Below are 19385 nucleotides of genomic sequence, written 5' to 3' on the forward strand. Positions count from 1 at the left end.
CGTCTTGAGCTGCTAACGCTTTGAATTGCGATAGTGGCGCATTCCTTACCGCGAGGAGACTGCCTTTAATGAAGTTATCTCGTTCTTCAGCACTGCTCAAACGCTTGCAGCTGGGGCGCCGAGCAGTGATCGCGTTTCCGCTCGTGTGGCTGACGCTGTTTTTTTTACTGCCCTTTGCGCTGGTGCTCAAAATCAGCCTCTCCGAAGCGGCGATTGCGATTCCGCCCTATGGCCCGCTGCTTGAGTACGCCGATCAGACGCTGCATGTCTTTCTTAATCTGGGCAATTATCTCTTTCTGCTCTCAGATTCGTTGTACATCGCCGCCTATTGGGGCTCGGTGAAAACGGCGTTTATTGCCACGCTGGCCTGTTTGTTGCTCGGTTACCCGATGGCGTATGCCATGGCCCGAGCCCCGGCACGCTGGCAGCTGCTGTTACTGCTGCTGGTCATGTTGCCGTCATGGACGTCGTTTTTGATTCGTGTCTATGCCTGGATGGGAATTCTAAGCAACAGTGGGTTAATCAATAACCTGTTGATAGGGATTGGTCTGATTGATTCGCCGCTGCGCATGATGAATACCCAGTTTTCAGTGACCATCGGCATCGTATACGCCTACTTGCCGTTCATGGTGTTGCCGCTATATGCCCACTTAACGCGCATGGATAACTCGTTGCTAGAGGCCGCTGCAGATCTTGGCTCGCGCAAGCTCAATACCTTTATCAAAGTCACCTTGCCGCTCTCTACAGGAGGTATTGTGGCCGGTTCGATGCTGGTGTTCATTCCTGCGGTAGGGGAGTTTGTGATTCCTGAACTGCTTGGTGGCCCTGATACGTTAATGATTGGCAAAGTGCTGTGGGAGGAGTTCTTCCTCAACCGTGACTGGCCGGTGGCGTCGGCGCTGGCCATGGTGATGCTACTGCTGTTACTGGTGCCGATTGTCTGGTTTCATCGCTATCAGTCCAAGGAGCTTGAATAATGAGCATGCGACGGCCGAACTTCTCGACGGTCATGCTGGTGCTTGGTCTGCTGTTTCTTTACCTGCCGATGTTTGTGCTGGTGGTGTATTCGTTTAACGCATCGAAACTGGTCACGGTGTGGGCGGGGTTTTCCACTCAGTGGTACGGCGAGCTGTTTCGAGATCAGCAGATTTTGTCGGCGGTATGGACGAGCCTGCGCATCGCATTTTTCGCGGCCAGCATGGCGGTTTGCCTGGGCACCGTGGCAGCCTTTGTAATGACGCGCTATGGCCACTTCCGAGGCAAAACGGCACTGTCGAGTATGGTCACAGCGCCGCTGGTGATGCCTGAAGTCATCACGGGTCTTTCGCTGCTGCTGCTATTTGTGCAGATGGCGCAGATTACCGGTTGGCCAGCCGATCGGGGCATGGCAACCATTTGGATTGCTCACACCACCTTTTGCAGTGCCTATGTGGCGGTCGTGGTGGCTGCGCGGCTGCGGGAAGTGGATCACTCCATTGAAGAGGCCGCCATGGATTTGGGCTCACCTCCAGTGAAAACCTTTTTTTCTATCACGTTGCCGATCATTACCCCCGCGCTGGCTGCAGGCTGGCTGCTGGCGTTTACCCTCTCTCTGGATGACCTGGTGATCGCCAGCTTTGTTTCAGGCCCAGGGGCCAATACGCTGCCGATGGTGGTGTTTTCGTCTGTGCGTATGGGGGTGTCGCCGAAGATCAATGCGCTTGCTACATTGATCATCCTAACGGTATCGCTGGCGACGCTGTTAGCGTGGTTTTTTATGCGGCGTAATGAGACCCGGCGGAAGGCTGCTCTACGAGACGTTTAGATCAAGCTATAGAACGTCGTCGTCGCGCCCGGCGACGACGCTATCGAGTTCTCCGGTCATCGGTGAGACGATGATCTGTAGCTGGATGGGCGCGCAGCATTGATGGCAATCCTCCCAGGTATCATGGCTGCCCTGTGACGTATCAATCAGGAAGGTCAGCGGCGAATCGCAGTAGGGGCAGTGGAAGTCATAATTGACCAGGGCGTCGTCTTGCATTGTTGGCTACCTTGTATAGCGGATGCGCTAAATCAGTTTCTTACCCAATGAGTGTAGCAGTGTGGTCGTCGGGTAGGGCATCGTGGGATTGAATCAGGTAGGATATCCCAGGATTTAAGTTCCCAAAGCAACGCAGCGAGAGTAGCGATGATGTTACGTAACATGGCAGTAGCGGCCCTAGTGGCCTTTCCGATGGTCGCGTTGGCTGAAACCCCCAATGTCACCGCTGGTGAGTGGGAGTTTGTGAGCAAAACCAGCGTCACCGGCGAAATGGAAATTCCGGATCAAACGGAAACCGAGCGACAGTGTATTAGTCAGGAAGAGCTTGAGGGAGCTGAATTTGGCTTCATCGAGGAAGAAGAAGGCTGCGAACTGCTCGACCAGGAGCTGAATGCGGACGGTCTAAGCTACAGCATGGTGTGTCGCGCTGAGGGTGGCGAAGCCACCATCGATGGCGAAATGCGTTTTATGGGCGAGCGTATCGAAGGCAGCGTCGATATTCTTACCCAGTCCCCCATGGGTGAGCTGAGCATGAATACCGTGATTGAAGGCGAGTATCTTGGCGAGTGTGAGTAATCGCTAGCTCTCTTTTCAAAGGGTGCCAACAGGCACCCTTTTTCATTGAGGTCGTCATTGCGAGGAGCGCAGCGACGCGGCAATCTCAAGCGTGCGGTAGCCTCTAAAAACTAGGTTGCTTCGCTGCGTTGACAATGACATCAGTCAGATGGCGCATTAGCAATTTCCTCCTCTAACCGCCTTTTCACTGCCCCGGGCGAACCGGTGTGGCGTGCCAATAAGTCGTAAGCCACAGGCACGACAAACAGCGTAAACAGCGTTGCCGAGCCGACCCCCGCCATAATCACGGTGCCGATGACCAAGCGAGACTCAGACCCCGGCCCTGTCGAGATAATCAGCGGAATGGCGCCGGCCATGGTGGTCACAGCGGTCATTAATATGGGCCTTAAACGCGTCACAGAGGCTTCAATCAACGCCGCACGAAACGCTTTACCCTCATCGCGCAACTGGTTGGCAAACTCGACAATTAAGATGCCGTTTTTAGCCGCCAGTCCAATCAACAGCACCAAGCCAACTTGGCTATAGATATTAAGCGACTGACCGCTTAGCAGCAGGGCGAGGAGTGCGCCGCTCATCGCGAGCGGTACCGTTAGCATTATCACAAAGGGATGAATCAGGCTCTCGAACTGCGCTGCTAACACCAAAAAGACCACAAGCGCGCCCAGTATTAGCAGGAACGCGGTAGCGCCGCTGGCCTGCTGGAAGTCCCTTGAGGCGCCTGCCACATTGGTTTGCGCCTCTTCCGGCAGTAGCTCCGCTGCGCTCTGCTCTAAATAGGCCAAGGCTTCGCCCAGGGGATAGCCATCCGCCAGATTGGCTTCAATGGTGATCGCTCGTATTCGGTCAAAGCGGTTCAGGGTGCTGGCGCCAGCAAAGTCGGAGAGGGTGACCAGGCTGGCCAGGGGGATCAGTTCACCTGTGCGAGCAGATCGAACCTGAATGTTATCCAACGTCCTCGGGCTGTTTTGACTGCCGCGGTCACCTTCCAAAATGACGTCGTACTCTTCACCATCATCAACATAGCGAGTGACGTTACGGCCACCTAACAGCACTTCAAGCGTTCTGCCGATCTCGGTCACCGTAACGCCCAACGAAGCGGCACGCTCGTAGTCAATATCGACTCTTAGCTGCGGCTGGGTTTCGTTGTAGTTGCTCTCTAATGCCATTAAGCGCGGGTTGTTTTCGCGCACATGATCGATCAGCGTATCGCGCCAGCGGGCAAGCTCTTCGTAAGTCCCACCGCCCAGCACAAACTGCACCGGCTTTTGGGTACGCTGCCCAAACCCTTGGCGCATCACCGGGAAGGCTTGTACCCCCGGCAACGTACGCAGCTTTTCGCGTACTTCGCCCATGATCTCCCAGGCACTGCGTCGACTGCCCCAGTCGGCCATATTGACGATAATAAAGCCGCTATTGAAATTCTCTATGTTGCCGTAGCCACGAGGGGCGCGAACGACTACGCGCTCCAGCTCACCGCTCTCCACCAGTGGTGTCATCCGCGCTTCGATCTCATCCATATAGTCCATCATGTAGTCAAAGGTGGCACCTTCAGGGCCATTCACTAATACGATAAAGTTACCGCGATCCTCCTGAGGTGTGTATTCGTTGGGCAGTACCGTGGCCAGCCAGGCGGTGGCGGTAATCAACAATACAAACGCCGCGACCACCAGCCAGCGCATTTTGAGCATACACTCTAACATGGCCTGATAGCGGCGCTGTGTGCCGCTGAGCAGCCACTGCACAGCCTTGCCAATCCGGCTGTCGTGCATGCCCGGCTTAAGAATTTTAGACGCCATCATCGGCGTAAGCGTCAGTGCCAGCAGAGTAGAGACCACTACCGCAGCGGCCATGGTTAGCGCGAACTCGGAAAATAGTCGGCCAATATCGCCTTGCAACATACTGAGTGGCAAGAAAACCGCCACCAACACCAGGGTGGTGGCAATGACAGCAAAGGCGATTTGCCGGGTACCGCGAAAGGCGGCGACTAGCGGTGTCTCGCCGTAGTCGTGCATACGCCGGTTAATATTTTCAAGCACGACGATGGCATCATCGACAATCAGACCGATCGCCAGCACCAGCGCCAGCAGGGTTAGCAGGTTGATGGAGAAATTCATCGCTGCCAGAGCAGTAAAGGCGCCAATAACGGCAATCGGAACGGTCACCGCGGGTACCAGGGTGGTGCGCAAATTGCCCAAAAACATAAAGATCACCACCACCACCAAGCCCATGGCGATAAACAGCGTCATAACGACCTGCTCAATCGCCCCGGAGACGAACAGCGAGGCGTCGTAGTTCAGGCTCAGTGACATCCCTTCAGGCAGCGTACCTTGTAGGCGTTCAAGTTCGACCTGAACGGCTTCAGAGAGCTCTATCACATTGGCCGTCGACTGCATGATCATACCCAGGCCGACCATGGGGATGCCGTTAGAGCGGAAGACAGAACGATCCTCCACCGCGCCGACCTCTACTCTTGCTACGTCAGCAAGGCGCACCAGATAGCCGTTTTCCTCCTGGTTTTGAGGAGAGCTGAGGGCGAGGCGCTGAAAATCTTCGGCGCTGGCAAAACTACGGGGGAGGCGGACAATAAACTGGCGATCTTCGGATTCAAGCGAGCCTGCCGGTAGCTCTACGTTCTCTGCCCGCAGTGCGTCTTCGATATCGCTAACGGTGAGTCCGCGTGCGGCCAAGGCATTGCGATCCAACCACACGCGCATGGCGTAGTCACTGCCGCCGCCGACACGCACCCGTGCCACCCCCGGCTGAACGGAGAGGCTGTCGACCAGAAAGCGGTTAGCGTAGTCGGTTAGCTCGGTGATGGAGTAGTCTTCGCCAGAAAGGCTTAGCCACACCACTATCTCTTCGCTGCTATCGGCTTTGGTAACCTCTGGGTTGTCAGCGTCGTCGGGTAGGTTGCGCAACGCGCCGGAGATGCGGTCGCGAATATCATTAGCGGCGGCATTGATATCCATATCGATGCCAAACTCGATCTCGATCTGAGAGCGACCATCCTCGCTTTGCGAGGTAATCAGTTCAATGCCTTCAACGCCAGCAATGCGGTCTTCTAACACTTGGGTAATACGTGTTTCGACGACGCTGGCCGAGGCACCGGGGTAGCGAGTATCGATGGTGACCACTGGCGGGTCGATGGTGGGGTACTCTTGCAGCGGCAGACGATTGAGCGCCAGCAGACCAAAGGCAATAATCAGCGCCGCGATCACCATCGCTAATACCGGTCGCTGAACAGAGATATCCGATAAACGCATTAGCGGTCGGCCTCCAACAGCGCTCGTATACCGGTCTCGTCATCGGCGATCCCGATTAACCTGGCTTCTTGTCCATCACGGGCCAGTTGTAGGCCATGAAAGACAATTAAATCGTTGGCGGAGAGTCCCTCAAGAATTTCCACCTCGCCATTGCGACGCTCGCCAATCATCACTTCGCGACGTGCCAAGCGTGTGCTGCCTTCATTCTGTTCAATTAACATCACGAAGTGACGGTCACCGCTAGGCTCTATGGCAGCCTCAGGGATAACAACCGTATCGCGTACGCGCTGTTGAACGATCACTTCCATCAGCATGCCAGGCCGCAGGCGGCCATCGGTATTCTCGAGATCAGCGCGGACGCTTACGCTGCGCGTCACTGGATCCACTCGTGTGCCGATGGTGGCAACTTCACCGCTAAAGAGGGCGTCAGGGTAGGCGGCAGTTGTGGCATTTAGCATCAAGCCTGGCGACAGGCGGCCGAGAAATACTTCGGGGACACTGAAATCGAGCTGCATAACATCCAATTTATCGAGCGTCACCAGATCCATGCCTGGGGTGACCAGGGCGCCAACACTGATATTGCGAAAGCCGACACGGCCACTAAAGGGTGCTTTTATCTGGTAATTAGCCAATTCAGCCTCAATCGCTTGAATATCGGCATCTGCCTGGCGCAGCCGTGATTGGCTGTCTTCTACATCGGCCCGGGCCGCCAGGTTGCGCTCTTGTAACTGAGAAGCGCGATTAGACGCATTACGTCGTTCTTCGCGTAGTGCCTGGGACGCTCTCAGCTGCGCCTGCTCTTCCGCATCCTCCAAGCGAATAAGCAACTGACCCTCTTCGACCTGCTCGCCGTCACGGAAATTGATCTCGGCAACGATATCCGTGACGGTAGCCGATAGTGTGACGCTCTCATCGGCACGAAGGGTGCCCAAGGCTTCTAGTGGATCCGACCAGGTAGTCACGATCGCTCGGGTGCCTATGACTGATGGCGCCGATTGGGCGAACGTCACGCTGGAAAGCAGAAGGGTGATAGGCACGAGTGTGAGTCGCAACAGCCGTCGTCGATGAAAGGGAAAAAGCATAGTGTTCTCAGCGTTAGATAATATTTATACAATTATTGTATAGGGTAATTTGGTCATATAATAATTTTTAAGTGCGACCCTGTTAGAATGCCTGCCTTTTACGACGGGAGTCGCCCTTAATATGAGCTGTCCATTATGATCTATGACGTTGTCATCATCGGTGCTGGCGCCGCAGGTTTAATGTGCGCAGCGCAAGCGGGTTATGCCGGAAAGCGAGTCTTAGTGCTTGATCATGCTAACAAAGCGGGCAAGAAGATTCTCATGTCCGGGGGTGGCCGCTGCAACTTTACCAATCTTGGCACAACGCCACAGCACTTTTACTCTTCAAATCCTTACTTTTGTATTTCGGCGCTCAAACGTTACCGCCCTGAGCACTTTGTTGAGCTGGTAGAGCGCCATGGTGTTGAACATGTTGAGAAAACGCCGGGCCAGTTATTCTGTGCCACTACGGCCAAAGAGATTGTCCGTACGCTACTGACAGAGTGTGAGTGGGCAGGGGCTGAAATCAGGCTCAGCACACAGGTTACCCGCGTGGAGCAGCAGGGCAGTGCCATGCGGCTAACAACCTCGATAGGTAAAATCGATGCGGGTGTGTTAGTGGTCGCGAGCGGTGGGCTTTCCATTCCGAGTATGGGTGCGACGGGTTTTGGCTACGACGTTGCCCGTCAATTTGGCCTGGAGGTATTCGCTACTCGACCTGGGCTGGTGCCGTTTACCTTAAGCGATAGCTGGAAAGCGCGCGCAGCAGCGCTTTCAGGTGTGAGCGTGCCCGTAGCGGTTAGTGCTGGCAGTCGCCGCTTTGTGGACCCCATGCTGTTTACCCATCGCGGCTTGTCTGGGCCGGCGATGCTGCAGATATCCAGCGTTTGGCAGCCAGCGGAGAGCATTAGTATTGATCTGCTGCCCAACGAAAACGTGGCGGAATCCCTGCGTGATGCACGCCAAGAGACGCCTAAGCGTCAGCTCTCGACCTGGCTTGGCGAACGCTTCCCGAAACGCTTTGCGCAAGCACTGCTTGAGTGGTATCCCGACAATGACTTGGTGAGACCTCTGGCCCAGTATGCTAATGCTACATTGGATGAGTGGGCGCAAAGACTCAACGCTTGGCAACTGAAGCCAGCAGGAACAGAAGGTTGGCGTACCGCAGAGGTAACCATGGGCGGGGTCAATACCGACGCGCTTTCGTCTAAAACCTTTGAGGTCAAAGGATTGCCGCAATTGCGCTTTATCGGAGAAGTGTTAGATGTAACGGGAGAGCTAGGCGGGTATAACTTTCAGTGGGCGTGGGCGAGTGGCGTAGCCTGCGGGCAATCCTGCTAGGCAACGCCACAAACCCAGGCAATAGCATCAGAATTAACTAGCCACTTTGGCTAATAATTTAAGTTTTTTGAGCAGCATATAGCCAGCAAGGACTTTTCTGCCTGCCGCCATTGCTCCACCTGGGTGGCGCATCAGCTTGAATGCAGCAAAGCCGCCAACCGCGTAGAGCGGCAGCTTGAAGCTTTGCCAGTTTCTATCCAGTGGTGAGGCGGCTTGCTGTAAAAATTCGCTATCAACCAAAATATCCACGCGCTGCTGCTCTAGCTCGGCTAGCAAAAGCGCTTTGCGCTCAGCGCGACTAAGCGGTTTTGTTGGTGGCTTAGCGGTGTCTGCGGATGGTTTCATCACTTGGCTCCTCAAGCAGTGCTCGATCAGCAGCAAGCTGTTTGAGTGTTTCTTTTAACAGAGAGTGTTGCTTGGACTGGCGAATCGCAATAACCGCAAGTAGCAAACTGGCGCCGATCAACACACCTGCGCTGATGGCAATGGCGGTTAAGCGATAGGTATCCCAGAACAGAACGACAACCAGTGCCGTCAGCGTGGCAATACCCAATAAGAGCAGCAGTAAGCTTGCTCCTGCAAGAAGAAGTAAAACCAGTAAGCGAGCACGCTCTTCTTCTAACTCAAACACCGCCAAACGTAGACGGGTTTCGCTATTAGCAATCAGCGATTTCAGCAAGCGTTTGGCGGCAGAGAAGACGCGTTGGGTGGGGCCCAAAGCCATTAGCGACGACCGAGCAGCATACCTACAACCATGCCTACTGCGGCACCAATGCCAATACTCGTCCAGGGATTTTCATGGACGTAGCGATCACACGCATCTGCCTGGTGAGTCAGCGAGTCGCGGGTTTCATCATAAATACGCTCACCGCGAGCTTCGAGGCGCGCACGGGTGTCTTTCAAGCGACGTTCGGCGCGAGTACGTAAATCGTTCATCTCTCCGCTGGCATCTTTAGCGGTCGCATTGACCAGCTCTTCAACGGTTTCACTCAAGTGGCGCAGATCATCTTTGAGTTGATCGGCTTGAGTAGAGTAAGTGGGTTGACGTTTAGCCATGGAGTCTTCCTTTGACGAGTGAATGATTGGGCTACTAACTATGAGTCACTGTGTTTAGTCACTGACTACAAGCACAAGCATAGCAGCCACCTGATAACAGACAAGCCAATGCGTCTATCGGTTCAGCCCTGTCGCACTAAATAAGGGATTTAAACTAAACCCAAGGCTCAAGCGGTGCACGCGATGATCATAATCGATCATGCTTTCACCATATCCGTAGTAGTACTGTACATGCGCTCGCAAGCTGTTGAAAGCGGGCCAGCTGTAATCAATCTGGGTGCCGATATTGCCAGCGCTGGGATTGCCGCGTAACTGACCACTCACTTCATGGTTATTATTGAGACGCTTGGCGAGGCGAATATCGCCGTATCCCATGTAGCGTTCGATATCCGGGTTGTCGTCATCCTCTGAGGATTCCGGTACCCGCCAGTGGGGTGCCAGGGTGAACGCCCAGTCGCCGCGCTGGAAGGTGCTTTCAAGGTATACCCGGTTCCAGCTGCGTGAGAGAGGAGCTGAACGACCATTAGACTGGTGATTGAGGGATACTCGGTTGCGGGTATTCACCCAGCCAAGCGCTTCCCAGGCGTTGTCAAAGTCGATAAACACTTCCGGCTCGTAGTTGGTTTCTCTAAAGGGCGATGAGGCGTCGGTGTTATAAGCCTGCCACCAACTGCGCTGGGTGTAGCCAAAGTAGACGTCACCGTAGTTACCGAATACCTGTTCAGCCAGATTAACCTTGGCACTGAACTGGAATTTCAACTCCACGTTATCTGCGGGGGTGCCGTTAGCCACCGTGCGGAAGCTTTCACGATTTTGGTTAGCATTGTAACTAACAGGAAACAGATAGTTGGTGCGGTGGGTAGTGATTGAAAATGGATTTCGGCTTGATTCCTGCTCAAGTTCACGGCGATCGCTTAAATCTTCCCTTGCAGCCTCTTCAGGCAACTGTTCAAACGGTATGTCTAGCGCGGCGTCTTCGGGATTTTCTATCTGCTGCAACTGTTGATGCAGGTCATACAGTTCAGCGTTGAGGGCACGGATACGCGCCTCAATCTCTTGCTGAGACTCGGCAACGGCATTCAAACTAAACGTAGCAAGGCTCAGCAGAACAATAAGTTTCGTCAACGGCAATTTTCGGGTGACCATCAAGGTGACTCGCAAAATGAAGGAATAAGTAAATGCCAAGCTTGTTTCTATCACGCCGCCTGCGGAAGTCAACACCTCTGATTGCGCTGGCTATCAGAACGCCTGACAATAACCCTATTATCCGTGTCTGCGGAGCTTTTGATGTCAACGAGGCATAAGTAACGTGGTGAGATGCGCCTGTAAGTGGAGTATAACCTGTTTGTTCCTGCTGCTCGTCATGAGCAGTGTCGCTATTAATCCAGCCTACTCTGCGCTTCAGACCAATATGCTGGAGCGGGTGCCTGAGCAGGCTGAATTGGCATCAAGGCTTGCTCAGTTAGAAGCCCTTGAAGAACCCTTGACCGCCCAGCAGGCCAACGATAAAGAGGCCCTGGAAGCGGCCCTTGAAGCTTATGAGCGGCTGGCCTCTGTGGACGAGCGTCTTGCTGCGCTAGATACCCGGGTAGAACAAGCCCCTGAAATGTTAGCACGCCTGCAGCGCGAGTTGAGCGAAGCGGAAGAGGCTTCGCAGCAGCTAACGATTGCCGACTTGAGTGACCGTTCCCTAGACGAGCTGGAAACGTTGCAAACTAACGCCGTGGTCGAGCTGCAGCAGTTGCAAAGCCAATTGGCAGAAGTGAACTCGCAACTGTTAGCCGCTCAAACACTCCCTGAGCGGGCCCAGCAATCCATTGCGGAAACCCTCCAGCGCGCGGAGAGTTTACGCCGACAGCACGATGAGCGCGAGGCTTTGCTGGCGGATCGTCAACTTTCTGCCCTTAGCGATGCGCAACTGATCCAATTACGCCTTGAACGAGCGGTGGCCGAGCGCGAAGTAAGCTTTTATCAGCGCGAGCTAAGCGCTAACAGCCGCCTGCGCGAATTAGCCCAGGAGCGGCGCGATGTGCTGTTATTGCAGATCGATTACCAAGAGCAGCAGCTAACGATGTTACAAGGGGTGATTGATCGGCAGCGTCGGTTGGCCTCTGAACAAGCCATTGCCGACGCCGCCAGGGATAACCCGTTGATCGCCGCGGGACATCCGGTGGTGGTGCAAGCGCAGCAAACCAACCAGACCCTAAGCCTGGAGCTGCTACGGGCAACCGACCGTGCTAACACTGTTGTGCGTGACAATATTGAAGCCCAGCGGCAGTTGGAGAACGTGCGTCAGCTACAGCGTAGCCTTAATGAGCAAATCGAGGCCATTCGCGGCAGCCAACTGCTGTCGCGAATTCTGCGCGAACAGCGCAAGTCGCTGCCTCTTTTGTCTGCACCCCGAGATTTGCAGGACGAAATTGCCGACCTGCGCTTAAAGCAGTTTGATTTAGTACGCCAGCGCGATCAGCTACGCCAAAGTGAACAGTATGCTGCTACGCGGCTGTCCGAGGTGGGTATTGAGGCGACGCCAGGACTGATCGATTCCCTTTCGCAGCTTTATCAATCCCGCCGTGAACTGGTCGAGCAGTTGGAGCAGTCGTACGGTAGCTTATTAAGTGCGGCGATTGAGCTTCAGCTCAACCAGCAGCAGCTAGTCACAACGACCAGTGAGCTGCGTAAAACCATCGATGAGCAGCTGTTTTGGGTCGCTAATAGTCGCCCTTTGGATATCAATTGGCTTCGTCAATTACCCCGCAACCTCCAACTGGAGTGGCAGGAAGGGGAGTGGCGAGCCATTTTACCCACTCGCTGGAAAGGGCTCTCTTGGGAGGTGCTCAGAGGGGCGCCCCTGATGGTGTTAAGCCTGGTATTAATCGGGTCACGACGCCAGATTAAAGCCCGGTTGGACAAACTGCACTCGCAGATTGGTCGGTTAAAAAGCGATACCCAGCTGCATACCCCCAAAGCGGTGCTGCTGAATGCGCTGCTGGCGCTCTCCGGCCCGCTGGCCTTGGCGGGGGTTGGGGTTGGGCTCTTGGGGGCAACTGGGCCATTGGCTAATAGCGTTGCCCCTGCGCTGCTTCAGTTGGCATTAAGTTGGGCGGTGGTCGCCTGGGGCCGCAGACTGCTGGTCGCCGATGGCGTCGCCGAGCGCCACTTTACCTGGTCGCCGCACTACAACGCTCGGTTACGTCGGCTGTTAGGTGGGTTCGGCATTTCCTTGATGCCCGTCATAGCCATTGCAGCGATGTCCGGGGAGATGGAAACCCCGCTGGCACTGCGTCCCGTTGCGTTGGGGTTGCTGTCGCTTGGGTTGTTGGCGATGAGTTGGTGGCTGGCGCAGTTGATACTGGCGCATATCCCCGTTTTTGGTGTGCGCCTGTTTCGCTTGCTGCTGGGGCTAGCGATGGCCTCGGTGCCGCTGATGCTGTTGGGATTGGTTGTCTGGGGCTACGAATACACCGCGTTGCGACTAGTGGGGCGATTCGCGATCACGCTTTACTTGCTGGGGTTATGGGTTGTGGTGGAGGCTACCTTGGTAAGAAGCCTTGCGGTGGCTGCAAGGCGGCTTGCCTATCGCCGTGCTCTGGCGCGCCGTCGTGCTCAAGTGCAGGAAGGGGCGGAAGGTGGCCTCGAAGTCGTGGAAGAGCCGCCGCTGGATATGGAGCAGATCAATAGCCAGTCCCTGCGGCTTTCCAAGCTGATAGTGTTGATTGGCTTTAGTGCGCTGCTCTACTTGGTCTGGTCAGATTTGCTGTCAGTGCTTGGCTATTTGGACAATGTATCGCTGTGGGAGTCTCAGGATGGAGATTTAGTCGACAATGCGCTGTCGATCTCCGACGTGTTTGCTGCTCTGCTGATTGTTGCGATTACCTTTATCATGGCAGGCAATCTACCCGGCCTGTTGGAAGTGATGGTGCTGTCCCGACTGTCCTTGAAGCAGGGCAGCGCCTATGCCATTAGCTCGCTGCTCTCCTACACCATTGTGGGCACGGGGGTTGTCATGGGGCTGTCGACCCTGGGCGTTTCCTGGGACAAGCTGCAGTGGCTGGTGGCCGCCTTGAGTGTGGGGTTGGGGTTTGGCTTGCAGGAAATTTTTGCCAACTTTATTTCGGGCTTGATCATCCTGTTTGAGCGTCCGATTCGGATTGGCGATACGATTACCCTGGGAAATTTGCACGGCACCGTCAGCCGTATCCGTATCCGCGCGACCACCGTCACCGATTTCGACCGTAAAGAGATTATTATCCCCAATAAGACCTTTGTGACCGACCAACTAATCAACTGGTCATTGTCGGATAATATCACCCGCGTTGTGCTCACCTACGGTGTGGCCCACGGCTCCGACATGGCCAAGGTGCATCAGCTATTGCGTAAAGTGGCGGACGAAAACCCCCGCGTGCTAACCGATCCTGAGCCTCAGGTTTTCTGTTTAAGCTATGGGCAGCACAGCCTTAACTTTGAACTGCGTATTTTCGTCAACGATCTGCTCGACCGGCTGTTTGCTGCCGATGAAATCAACTGCCGGGTAGATGCACTGTTTCGCGAAGCGGGCGTACGCGTGGCGTTTGAGCAAATGGATGTGTGGCTACATCCTGAGCAAGGCGAGGCGGTTAAAGTGCAGTCGGCGAATCAGTTGCCCCCAGCATCGACGTAATGCACTTTTAAGCTCTCTTTTTTTAAGGCTCTTTTACTGCATGCAGGAGAAATTCGCGGTTGCCGTCGCCACCGGTGATTGGGCTCTCCTGCCAGTGTTGAATGGTAAGTCCACAGCCGTCGCAGGCGCTGCGAATATTGGCTTCTACTTCTGCAAAACGTTTAGCGTCGCGTACTACGCCGCGTTTATCCAGGGCGCCAGGGCTTAGCTCAAACTGCGGTTTCACCAGCGAAATCAACTGACCGCCCGATGGCAGCAGGGCGGCGATCTCGGGCAGAATCAGCGTTTGTGATATAAACGATACATCCATGATGGCACTATCAATGGGGAAAGCGGCAAGCGCGTTATTGAGGGCGCCGCTACTACTCATCGAGCGCGCATTTACCCCTTCCAGACAGGTGACGCGTGGGTCGCCGCGCAACTCAGGTGCAAGCTGTCCGTGGCCAACCTCTACACCAATCACATGGCGGGCGCCAAAGTGCAGCGCACAGTCGCTAAATCCGCCGGTTGATTGACCAATATCGAGCACAACCGCGTTGTTAAAACGCAGCTCAAGCGCTGTGAGCACCGCCTCTAATTTCAACCCCGCTCGGGACACATAGCGCTCTTCGGGATCGTCTTCTACTTCAAACCGGGTATCGTCGGGCCATTTTTCGGACGCTTTGGTTAACGGTTTACCGTTCTCGGTAAGCCGTATCCGCCCGTGCCGAATAAGTCTTTGGGCGCGGGTACGCGAGTTGGCCAGCCCCTGGCTGACCAACAGTTGATCGAGTCGCATCATAGTGATTGAAAGTGTCGCTAAGCGTGCTTGTTACCCTTCGTCGTGAGGCGTTTCGGGTAGCGGTGAATGAGGGAGGGTTGAGTTGGAACCTTGATCCGCCTGCAGTTCAGTAGGTGGAAGGCGCGAGGCTCCCCAGCTCCGATGCAGGAAGTGTTTAACATTTTCCACCTCTTCGCTGGTGACATCGGCGATGTCAACGCGCTCCAGGGGATCGTAGTGGTAAATATACAGCCGCGATGCAAAGCGCTCAAAAGGCAGCGAGGCTTCGCCAAAACGTTCACCATTGCCCGATGTACTCACAATGACGCCATCGCCCCAATCTTGGCCGCTATCATTGTTGGGATTATAGAAGTAAATCCGCATAACATCAGAGGGGTCGAGGGAGGCCCGCAAAATGGTAATCGCGTGCCAGCCGATAAAGCGCGCTGCGCTATCGGTGACTGCAATGCCCGCTGGTTGGGGGTGAATCAGCGGTTGGTTGCCATTGTAATAGGGGTGGTAATAGGCGAAGAAGTGGCGAATAAAGTCATCCACATCGTTGAGTTGACCGGTGGCAACATCGACATTAATGCGAAAGCCACGGCCCGACCACCAACCGTGAAATTCAGGATTTACCCAGCGGTGAGGGTCCCCTTCGCGACCAATGCAGCGCCGGCCCATTTCGGCATAAATTCGATCCAGGTGTGGCACGACAATCAGCGAAACCGGGTCGAGGTCTATGGGTAACTGGGTCGCCACACCGGAGAGGCTCGCCATGGATGAAATGGCTTGCCCTTCAAAATGCATAATGATTTCGTCATCCCGGGCTGCCCAGGCCACCATCTGCAGCAGATAATCTGGGTCGTTATAGGCCCACATGGAGAGTGCCCGTGCCGACTGGCAGGTAGGATTGTTGCCCTGACCAACGCCTAGCGGTAGTCCCAACATGCAGAGCACGCCTTCAATCAAGCGTGCCCGGGGAGAAACAGTGTCTCCATAGGCCATGGTGAGTCGTGACTGCGCCCACTCTGATAGAGGTAGATTAAGCTGACGCCACATTGCCGGTGCTACCGGCGGCTGATAGAGAATGCCGCGTTCAAGCATCAACGCCAGGCCGTAAACCGCTTGTGCGGTGGCTGGATAAACGCCGCCCCGAATCAGCGCTTGAACCAGCTCGCGATAGCAGAGTAGGCAGTCGCGGCCGGTAGATGAAAGGCCCAGCGCCTCGGAGAGTAAGTGATCCCCCTCTTCGAGTAGATGACGCAGTAACACGGCGTGATATGGCGATACCAGGCCGGTGTCGTGCATCGCCCGGGCGAAACCAGTGGATTCCGCCTGCAAAGCAGCCTGATCCATATGTTCTAACCGATCACGGTAAATGTCGACCCCAGGGTCTTCACGACAGGCTTGAGTTGGGCCGTAAAGCGAACTCACCAAACGGTCGGCACCCTGGCCGCTGGCGCCAAGATCAATTTCCGGGTTGGCCTGACACAGCGCAATTTGGGTGATCATCTGTTTGATCGAATCAACCTGAATAGGGCGCTGTTTTAAAATGCGCCAAATCTCATCAATCAGACGATCAACAATGTGCTCGTAGCCGATCCGCTCGGCTAAATGCTGGAAAAGCTGGCGGGGAATAGTGGCCAAGCGCCCCTGGGTTTCCCGCTCAGCTTCGCTGGGCGGTAAAAACAGTAGCCACAAATTGATCGCCATTACCTGAGTCAGGTAATGGTGTGCATGCTCTGTGGACACCAGTGGATGCTCAAAATTGCCTTTAGCCACAGCGAGGAGTCGAAGCTCGCTTAGCGCCTCGATGACGACCACATTGGCATCCGCGCTTTTCAGCGAGAAGGTTGTCAGGGTCGGCACCAAATATTGAGGTGTTTCCCAATCGGAGCCCAAAAATACACCGGAGTCCTCAAACGCTTGCGCGCGGGACTCCAGTGCTGCACAACCGCCATCCTGAAGCAGTACTCGCCGCGCAGTGTCCATCACACGAGGCAACTTGGCGGGCTTTGAGAAGGCGGGCGCCTGGGTAAGCAGGCGCACGGCGTCATCAAATTTGCTCAACAATCCATTGAGCTTGCTATCTTCTTGAGAAGACGTTACTTGATCTGTCTCCACGGTGACTCCTTATCCCAGCGTTAGCGGGGATTATACATAGAAGTCGAGGTCTTCTTGGCGTTTTAGCAGATCGCGAATCGTATGCGCATCCTCGCCTTTGAAGTAGACCAGACCCCAATGGGTACCAAACGCGGTGCGTTTAGTAACGGTTTCTTCTACTGGTGAGGTTAGCTCATGAGACTCAAAGTAGGGGTGATCTTCGGTCTCTTCGGGAATTTCCAAGCGGCTGACCACACGGCGGCGGGGGTAAACGCCAAAGCAACCGGCGAAGCCATTGGCATCGACCACTTCTTTCGGGAAAAATGTGGTCACTTCTTCTTTCGTGGTTTTCGGATCGAAGACTAGCATGGAAGCTTGGTAGGCATTGAAGCCGTAAACGCGCTCTAGCAGCTCGAAAACCTTGAAGCCGGGCGGACGGTAAGCTACTTCGCCAAAGTACATCTCACCATCGCTGGTGACAAAGTATTCCGGATGGATCAAGCCAAATTCAATGTCGAACGCTTTAATTAACTTCTCGATCTGTTGGGTGATCTGCTCGCGGTAAATCTCAAGCTCAGGTGACGCTGGCACAAACACTGAGTAACCCAACGTCACGTACTCAGAGATGTTCAAGAAAGCGATTTTGCCATCATGCACCCACGCTTCAACGGCAAATTCCCAGCCATCCAGGTGCGATTCCATCAGCACCGGGAACTCCTCTTCCGGGATGGTATCGACTTCATCTGGCGTACGAATGACGCGGTGACCGAGACAGCCTGCTTTATCAAATGCTTTAAGGTGAATCGGGTCGTTGGGGTCGCCGTCCAACTTCAGCAGTGTCTGGTTAACGCGCTTTAGGAAGCGCACTACATCTTCTTTATCGTGGGCTTCTTCAAAAATACCCACGCGAATGCCGCCAAGTTGGGCACGACGTTTCATCAACGCTTTATCGCGTAGCAGCAACGACTGACCGTAAAGGCGCGGGTTATCCAGTAGCACAGAGTTGATGGCCCCGGCCCACTCAACGGTCTCTTCGTAGAGCGGAATGGCGACATCGACGCCTTTCTCTTTAAGCGTCTCGGCAATTTCCATCGAGCGGTCATTGAGTCGCTCGAAATTCCAAGGCACGTAGGGAATGTCGTGTTTTTGGCAATACTCTTCCGCCCAATCAGGTGCAACGACAATGTAGCGACGGTCAAAATTTTCGGCCGCTTCAATCGCATTGAGGCTCCAGCCTAACAGAGCGATATAGCCCTTATTTGGATCCTTCTGCATGTTGATGACTCCTTCTTGGTGAAAAAATATTATTGCCAAACCACGCTAACTACCATACACGAGGGGGGCATGCCGGGCTAATGAGCGCTTTGTCCGTCGCATTAACGCTAAGCTTGCTAAGGGTTAAGCCTAAAGGCGTGGCGATGGGAATATGGTAAGCTAGGCGGTTCAACTTTTAATGTACGAATGGCAAGAGGATTAGGCCAAGATGGCGGCCAAGCCGATCTACCGTGTGGTGGTTCACCAGCAGGGTGAAATTTGGGATTTATACGTCCGAGAAATCTTTCAAAGCGAACTCTGGGGCTTTATTGAAGTCGAGGAGTTTGTCTTTGACGATGCTTCACGGGTAGTGGTTGACCCTGCGACTGAAAAATTGCAACGAACCTTCGATGGCGTCAAGCGTAGCTACCTACCGTTAAATGCTATTGTGCGCATTGATGAAGTAGAGCGCGAAGGGCCATTGAAAGCGGTCAAAACCGATGCCCGAGTAGCGGAGTTCCCCCGTCCCTTTCCGTTGCCCCCGCGCGGAGAAGGGTAAGCGTATGAGACAAGCGCACCGCTAAGTTAGGCGATAAGCGCTGTTGGCTTCGTCCGCCTTGCAGCGTTTTTAATCAGGACATGATGTCATGCTAGTAAACAGAACTCGTTATCGAAATTACGCCGCTGCTGCTGGAATTTTGCTTAGTGTAACCAGCCTCAATGCCACTGCCCAATCTGCTAACCAAGCCTGGATAACTGATGAACTGAGCACTTATGTGCGCAGCGGCCCAACCGATGGTTATCGCATTATTGGCACGCTCAACGCAGGCGAGCAGGTAGAGGTGCTGGAGACCAGCGGTGACTACACCCGAGTGCGTAACAGTGATGGCAATGCTGTCTGGGTGTTGAGCAATGAGCTTCAAGAAACACCCAGTGCGGTTGAACAGCTGCCTGCGTTAGAAACCCAGGTAGAGGAGCTCACCGCTGAGCTTGAGAGTATCAATGAAACCTGGGAACAGCGTACGGCCTCAATGACTGAGACTCTAGAGTTGCGCGAGAGTCGCATTGCCGAGCTTGAGGCCAGCAACCAAGAGTTGGATGCGCAAGCGGAGCAGTCCCGCCGGCAAGTTAGGGCGCTCCAAGCACGGCTGGAAACCCAGGAAGAAGACCTGCTGATGCGTTACTTCATGTATGGCGGCGGTGTGGCTGGCGCAGGTTTGTTGGTGGGGCTGATTGTGCCGCACCTTCCGCGTCGACGTAAAAAGCGTGACCGCTGGTTTTAACGGCGCGA

At 54.7% G+C, this 19385-nt stretch carries 17 protein-coding genes; 7 read left to right on the plus strand and 10 right to left on the minus strand.

From position 1 onward, the window contains the following. The first annotated feature begins 68 nt into the window (after nucleotides 1–68). Both HZU72_RS20650 and HZU72_RS20655 read left to right on the plus strand, forming a co-directional pair. Nucleotides 69–977, plus strand: a complete 909-nt coding sequence (locus tag HZU72_RS20650) for an ABC transporter permease subunit (protein ID WP_133732799.1) — start codon at nucleotides 69–71, stop codon at nucleotides 975–977. Continuing rightward, on the plus strand, nucleotides 977–1804 hold the full coding sequence (locus tag HZU72_RS20655; RefSeq protein WP_133732798.1) for an ABC transporter permease subunit: 828 nt from the start codon (nucleotides 977–979) through the stop codon (nucleotides 1802–1804). Before HZU72_RS20650 ends, HZU72_RS20655 begins: the two co-directional genes overlap by 1 nt. A 6-nt stretch (nucleotides 1805–1810) precedes the next feature. Here the strand turns inward: HZU72_RS20655 and HZU72_RS20660 are convergent, their stop codons facing one another. Beyond that, nucleotides 1811–2020 carry a zinc ribbon domain-containing protein gene (locus tag HZU72_RS20660; RefSeq protein ID WP_180095513.1) on the minus strand — a complete coding sequence of 70 codons (210 nt, stop codon included), beginning with the start codon at nucleotides 2018–2020 and terminating at the stop codon, nucleotides 1811–1813. Nucleotides 2021–2167: 147 nt separating this feature from the next. Here HZU72_RS20660 and HZU72_RS20665 point away from each other — a divergent pair, with 147 nt between their 5' ends. Next, the gene (locus HZU72_RS20665) at nucleotides 2168–2596 is read left to right on the plus strand and encodes a DUF3617 domain-containing protein (protein WP_022522778.1); all 429 of its coding nucleotides are present in this window, start codon (nucleotides 2168–2170) and stop codon (nucleotides 2594–2596) included. A gap of 140 nt (nucleotides 2597–2736) precedes the next feature. On the opposite strand, the gene HZU72_RS20670 is transcribed toward HZU72_RS20665, so the two are convergent. Both HZU72_RS20670 and HZU72_RS20675 read right to left on the minus strand, forming a co-directional pair. Further along, complete coding sequence (locus HZU72_RS20670; RefSeq protein ID WP_180095515.1) at nucleotides 2737–5859, minus strand: efflux RND transporter permease subunit; 3123 nt, start codon at nucleotides 5857–5859, stop codon at nucleotides 2737–2739. Further along, nucleotides 5859–6941: an efflux RND transporter periplasmic adaptor subunit gene (locus tag HZU72_RS20675; RefSeq protein WP_180095517.1), complete on the minus strand. Its 1083-nt coding sequence runs from the start codon at nucleotides 6939–6941 to the stop codon at nucleotides 5859–5861. Before HZU72_RS20675 ends, HZU72_RS20670 begins: the two co-directional genes overlap by 1 nt. Nucleotides 6942–7076: 135 nt before the next feature. Between HZU72_RS20675 and HZU72_RS20680 the strand changes: the two genes are divergently transcribed. Beyond that, a complete protein-coding gene (locus HZU72_RS20680) occupies nucleotides 7077–8261 on the plus strand; it encodes a BaiN/RdsA family NAD(P)/FAD-dependent oxidoreductase (RefSeq protein ID WP_180095519.1) in 1185 nt (394 codons plus the stop codon). A 33-nt stretch (nucleotides 8262–8294) separates the two neighbouring features. Here the strand turns inward: HZU72_RS20680 and HZU72_RS20685 are convergent, their stop codons facing one another. The 4 genes from HZU72_RS20685 to HZU72_RS20700 form a co-directional block, all read right to left on the minus strand. Beyond that, nucleotides 8295–8606 (minus strand): YqjK-like family protein, encoded by a 312-nt coding sequence (locus HZU72_RS20685; RefSeq protein ID WP_180095521.1) that lies wholly within the window; start codon nucleotides 8604–8606, stop codon nucleotides 8295–8297. Continuing rightward, a complete protein-coding gene (locus HZU72_RS20690; protein WP_071693730.1) occupies nucleotides 8581–8985 on the minus strand; it encodes a phage holin family protein in 405 nt (134 codons plus the stop codon). Before HZU72_RS20690 ends, HZU72_RS20685 begins: the two co-directional genes overlap by 26 nt. Continuing rightward, on the minus strand, nucleotides 8985–9317 hold the full coding sequence (locus HZU72_RS20695) for an ElaB/YgaM/YqjD family protein (RefSeq protein WP_022522789.1): 333 nt from the start codon (nucleotides 9315–9317) through the stop codon (nucleotides 8985–8987). The genes HZU72_RS20690 and HZU72_RS20695 overlap by 1 nt, the downstream gene beginning before the upstream one ends. A gap of 114 nt (nucleotides 9318–9431) precedes the next feature. Continuing rightward, the gene (locus HZU72_RS20700) at nucleotides 9432–10463 is read right to left on the minus strand and encodes a phospholipase A (protein ID WP_180095523.1); all 1032 of its coding nucleotides are present in this window, start codon (nucleotides 10461–10463) and stop codon (nucleotides 9432–9434) included. A gap of 199 nt (nucleotides 10464–10662) precedes the next feature. Between HZU72_RS20700 and mscK the strand changes: the two genes are divergently transcribed. Then, nucleotides 10663–13977 (plus strand): mechanosensitive channel MscK, encoded by a 3315-nt coding sequence (gene mscK, locus HZU72_RS20705; RefSeq protein ID WP_268896499.1) that lies wholly within the window; start codon nucleotides 10663–10665, stop codon nucleotides 13975–13977. A 22-nt stretch (nucleotides 13978–13999) separates the two neighbouring features. Here the strand turns inward: mscK and HZU72_RS20710 are convergent, their stop codons facing one another. Genes HZU72_RS20710 through HZU72_RS20720 form a run of 3 tightly spaced genes read right to left on the minus strand, consistent with a single transcriptional unit; the run spans nucleotide 14000 to nucleotide 18115 of the window. Then, nucleotides 14000–14758, minus strand: coding sequence for a TlyA family RNA methyltransferase (locus tag HZU72_RS20710; RefSeq protein WP_180095525.1), 759 nt, complete (start codon nucleotides 14756–14758; stop codon nucleotides 14000–14002). A 30-nt stretch (nucleotides 14759–14788) separates the two neighbouring features. Further along, nucleotides 14789–16861, minus strand: coding sequence for a hypothetical protein (locus HZU72_RS20715; RefSeq protein WP_180095527.1), 2073 nt, complete (start codon nucleotides 16859–16861; stop codon nucleotides 14789–14791). 30 nt (nucleotides 16862–16891) lie between these two features. Further along, nucleotides 16892–18115: an ATP-grasp domain-containing protein gene (locus HZU72_RS20720; RefSeq protein ID WP_180095529.1), complete on the minus strand. Its 1224-nt coding sequence runs from the start codon at nucleotides 18113–18115 to the stop codon at nucleotides 16892–16894. A 208-nt stretch (nucleotides 18116–18323) separates the two neighbouring features. Between HZU72_RS20720 and HZU72_RS20725 the strand changes: the two genes are divergently transcribed. Together HZU72_RS20725 and HZU72_RS20730 are read left to right on the plus strand one after the other, a co-directional pair. Beyond that, nucleotides 18324–18653, plus strand: a complete 330-nt coding sequence (locus tag HZU72_RS20725) for a DUF1820 family protein (RefSeq protein WP_007113264.1) — start codon at nucleotides 18324–18326, stop codon at nucleotides 18651–18653. Nucleotides 18654–18741: 88 nt separating this feature from the next. Continuing rightward, complete coding sequence (locus HZU72_RS20730; protein WP_180095531.1) at nucleotides 18742–19377, plus strand: TIGR04211 family SH3 domain-containing protein; 636 nt, start codon at nucleotides 18742–18744, stop codon at nucleotides 19375–19377. The last annotated feature ends 8 nt before the right edge of the window (nucleotides 19378–19385 follow it).

This window comes from Vreelandella sedimenti (assembly GCF_013416325.1).
Lineage (GTDB): Bacteria > Pseudomonadota > Gammaproteobacteria > Pseudomonadales > Halomonadaceae > Vreelandella > Vreelandella sedimenti.

Excerpts from the sequence above, each read along its gene's own strand:
- HZU72_RS20650 (WP_133732799.1), top strand. The coding sequence starts at position 69 with ATGAAGTTATCTCGTTCTTCAGCACTGCTCAAACGCTTGCAGCTGGGG.
- HZU72_RS20655 (WP_133732798.1), top strand. The coding sequence starts at position 977 with ATGAGCATGCGACGGCCGAACTTCTCGACGGTCATGCTGGTGCTTGGT.
- HZU72_RS20730 (WP_180095531.1), top strand. The coding sequence starts at position 18,742 with ATGCTAGTAAACAGAACTCGTTATCGAAATTACGCCGCTGCTGCTGGA.
- HZU72_RS20700 (WP_180095523.1), bottom strand. The coding sequence starts at position 10,463 with ATGGTCACCCGAAAATTGCCGTTGACGAAACTTATTGTTCTGCTGAGC.
- HZU72_RS20660 (WP_180095513.1), bottom strand. The coding sequence starts at position 2,020 with ATGCAAGACGACGCCCTGGTCAATTATGACTTCCACTGCCCCTACTGC.
- HZU72_RS20710 (WP_180095525.1), bottom strand. The coding sequence starts at position 14,758 with ATGATGCGACTCGATCAACTGTTGGTCAGCCAGGGGCTGGCCAACTCG.
- HZU72_RS20670 (WP_180095515.1), bottom strand. The coding sequence starts at position 5,859 with ATGCGTTTATCGGATATCTCTGTTCAGCGACCGGTATTAGCGATGGTG.
- HZU72_RS20720 (WP_180095529.1), bottom strand. The coding sequence starts at position 18,115 with ATGCAGAAGGATCCAAATAAGGGCTATATCGCTCTGTTAGGCTGGAGC.
- HZU72_RS20680 (WP_180095519.1), top strand. The coding sequence starts at position 7,077 with ATGATCTATGACGTTGTCATCATCGGTGCTGGCGCCGCAGGTTTAATG.
- HZU72_RS20685 (WP_180095521.1), bottom strand. The coding sequence starts at position 8,606 with ATGAAACCATCCGCAGACACCGCTAAGCCACCAACAAAACCGCTTAGT.
- HZU72_RS20695 (WP_022522789.1), bottom strand. The coding sequence starts at position 9,317 with ATGGCTAAACGTCAACCCACTTACTCTACTCAAGCCGATCAACTCAAA.
- HZU72_RS20725 (WP_007113264.1), top strand. The coding sequence starts at position 18,324 with ATGGCGGCCAAGCCGATCTACCGTGTGGTGGTTCACCAGCAGGGTGAA.
- HZU72_RS20675 (WP_180095517.1), bottom strand. The coding sequence starts at position 6,941 with ATGCTTTTTCCCTTTCATCGACGACGGCTGTTGCGACTCACACTCGTG.
- HZU72_RS20690 (WP_071693730.1), bottom strand. The coding sequence starts at position 8,985 with ATGGCTTTGGGCCCCACCCAACGCGTCTTCTCTGCCGCCAAACGCTTG.
- HZU72_RS20665 (WP_022522778.1), top strand. The coding sequence starts at position 2,168 with ATGATGTTACGTAACATGGCAGTAGCGGCCCTAGTGGCCTTTCCGATG.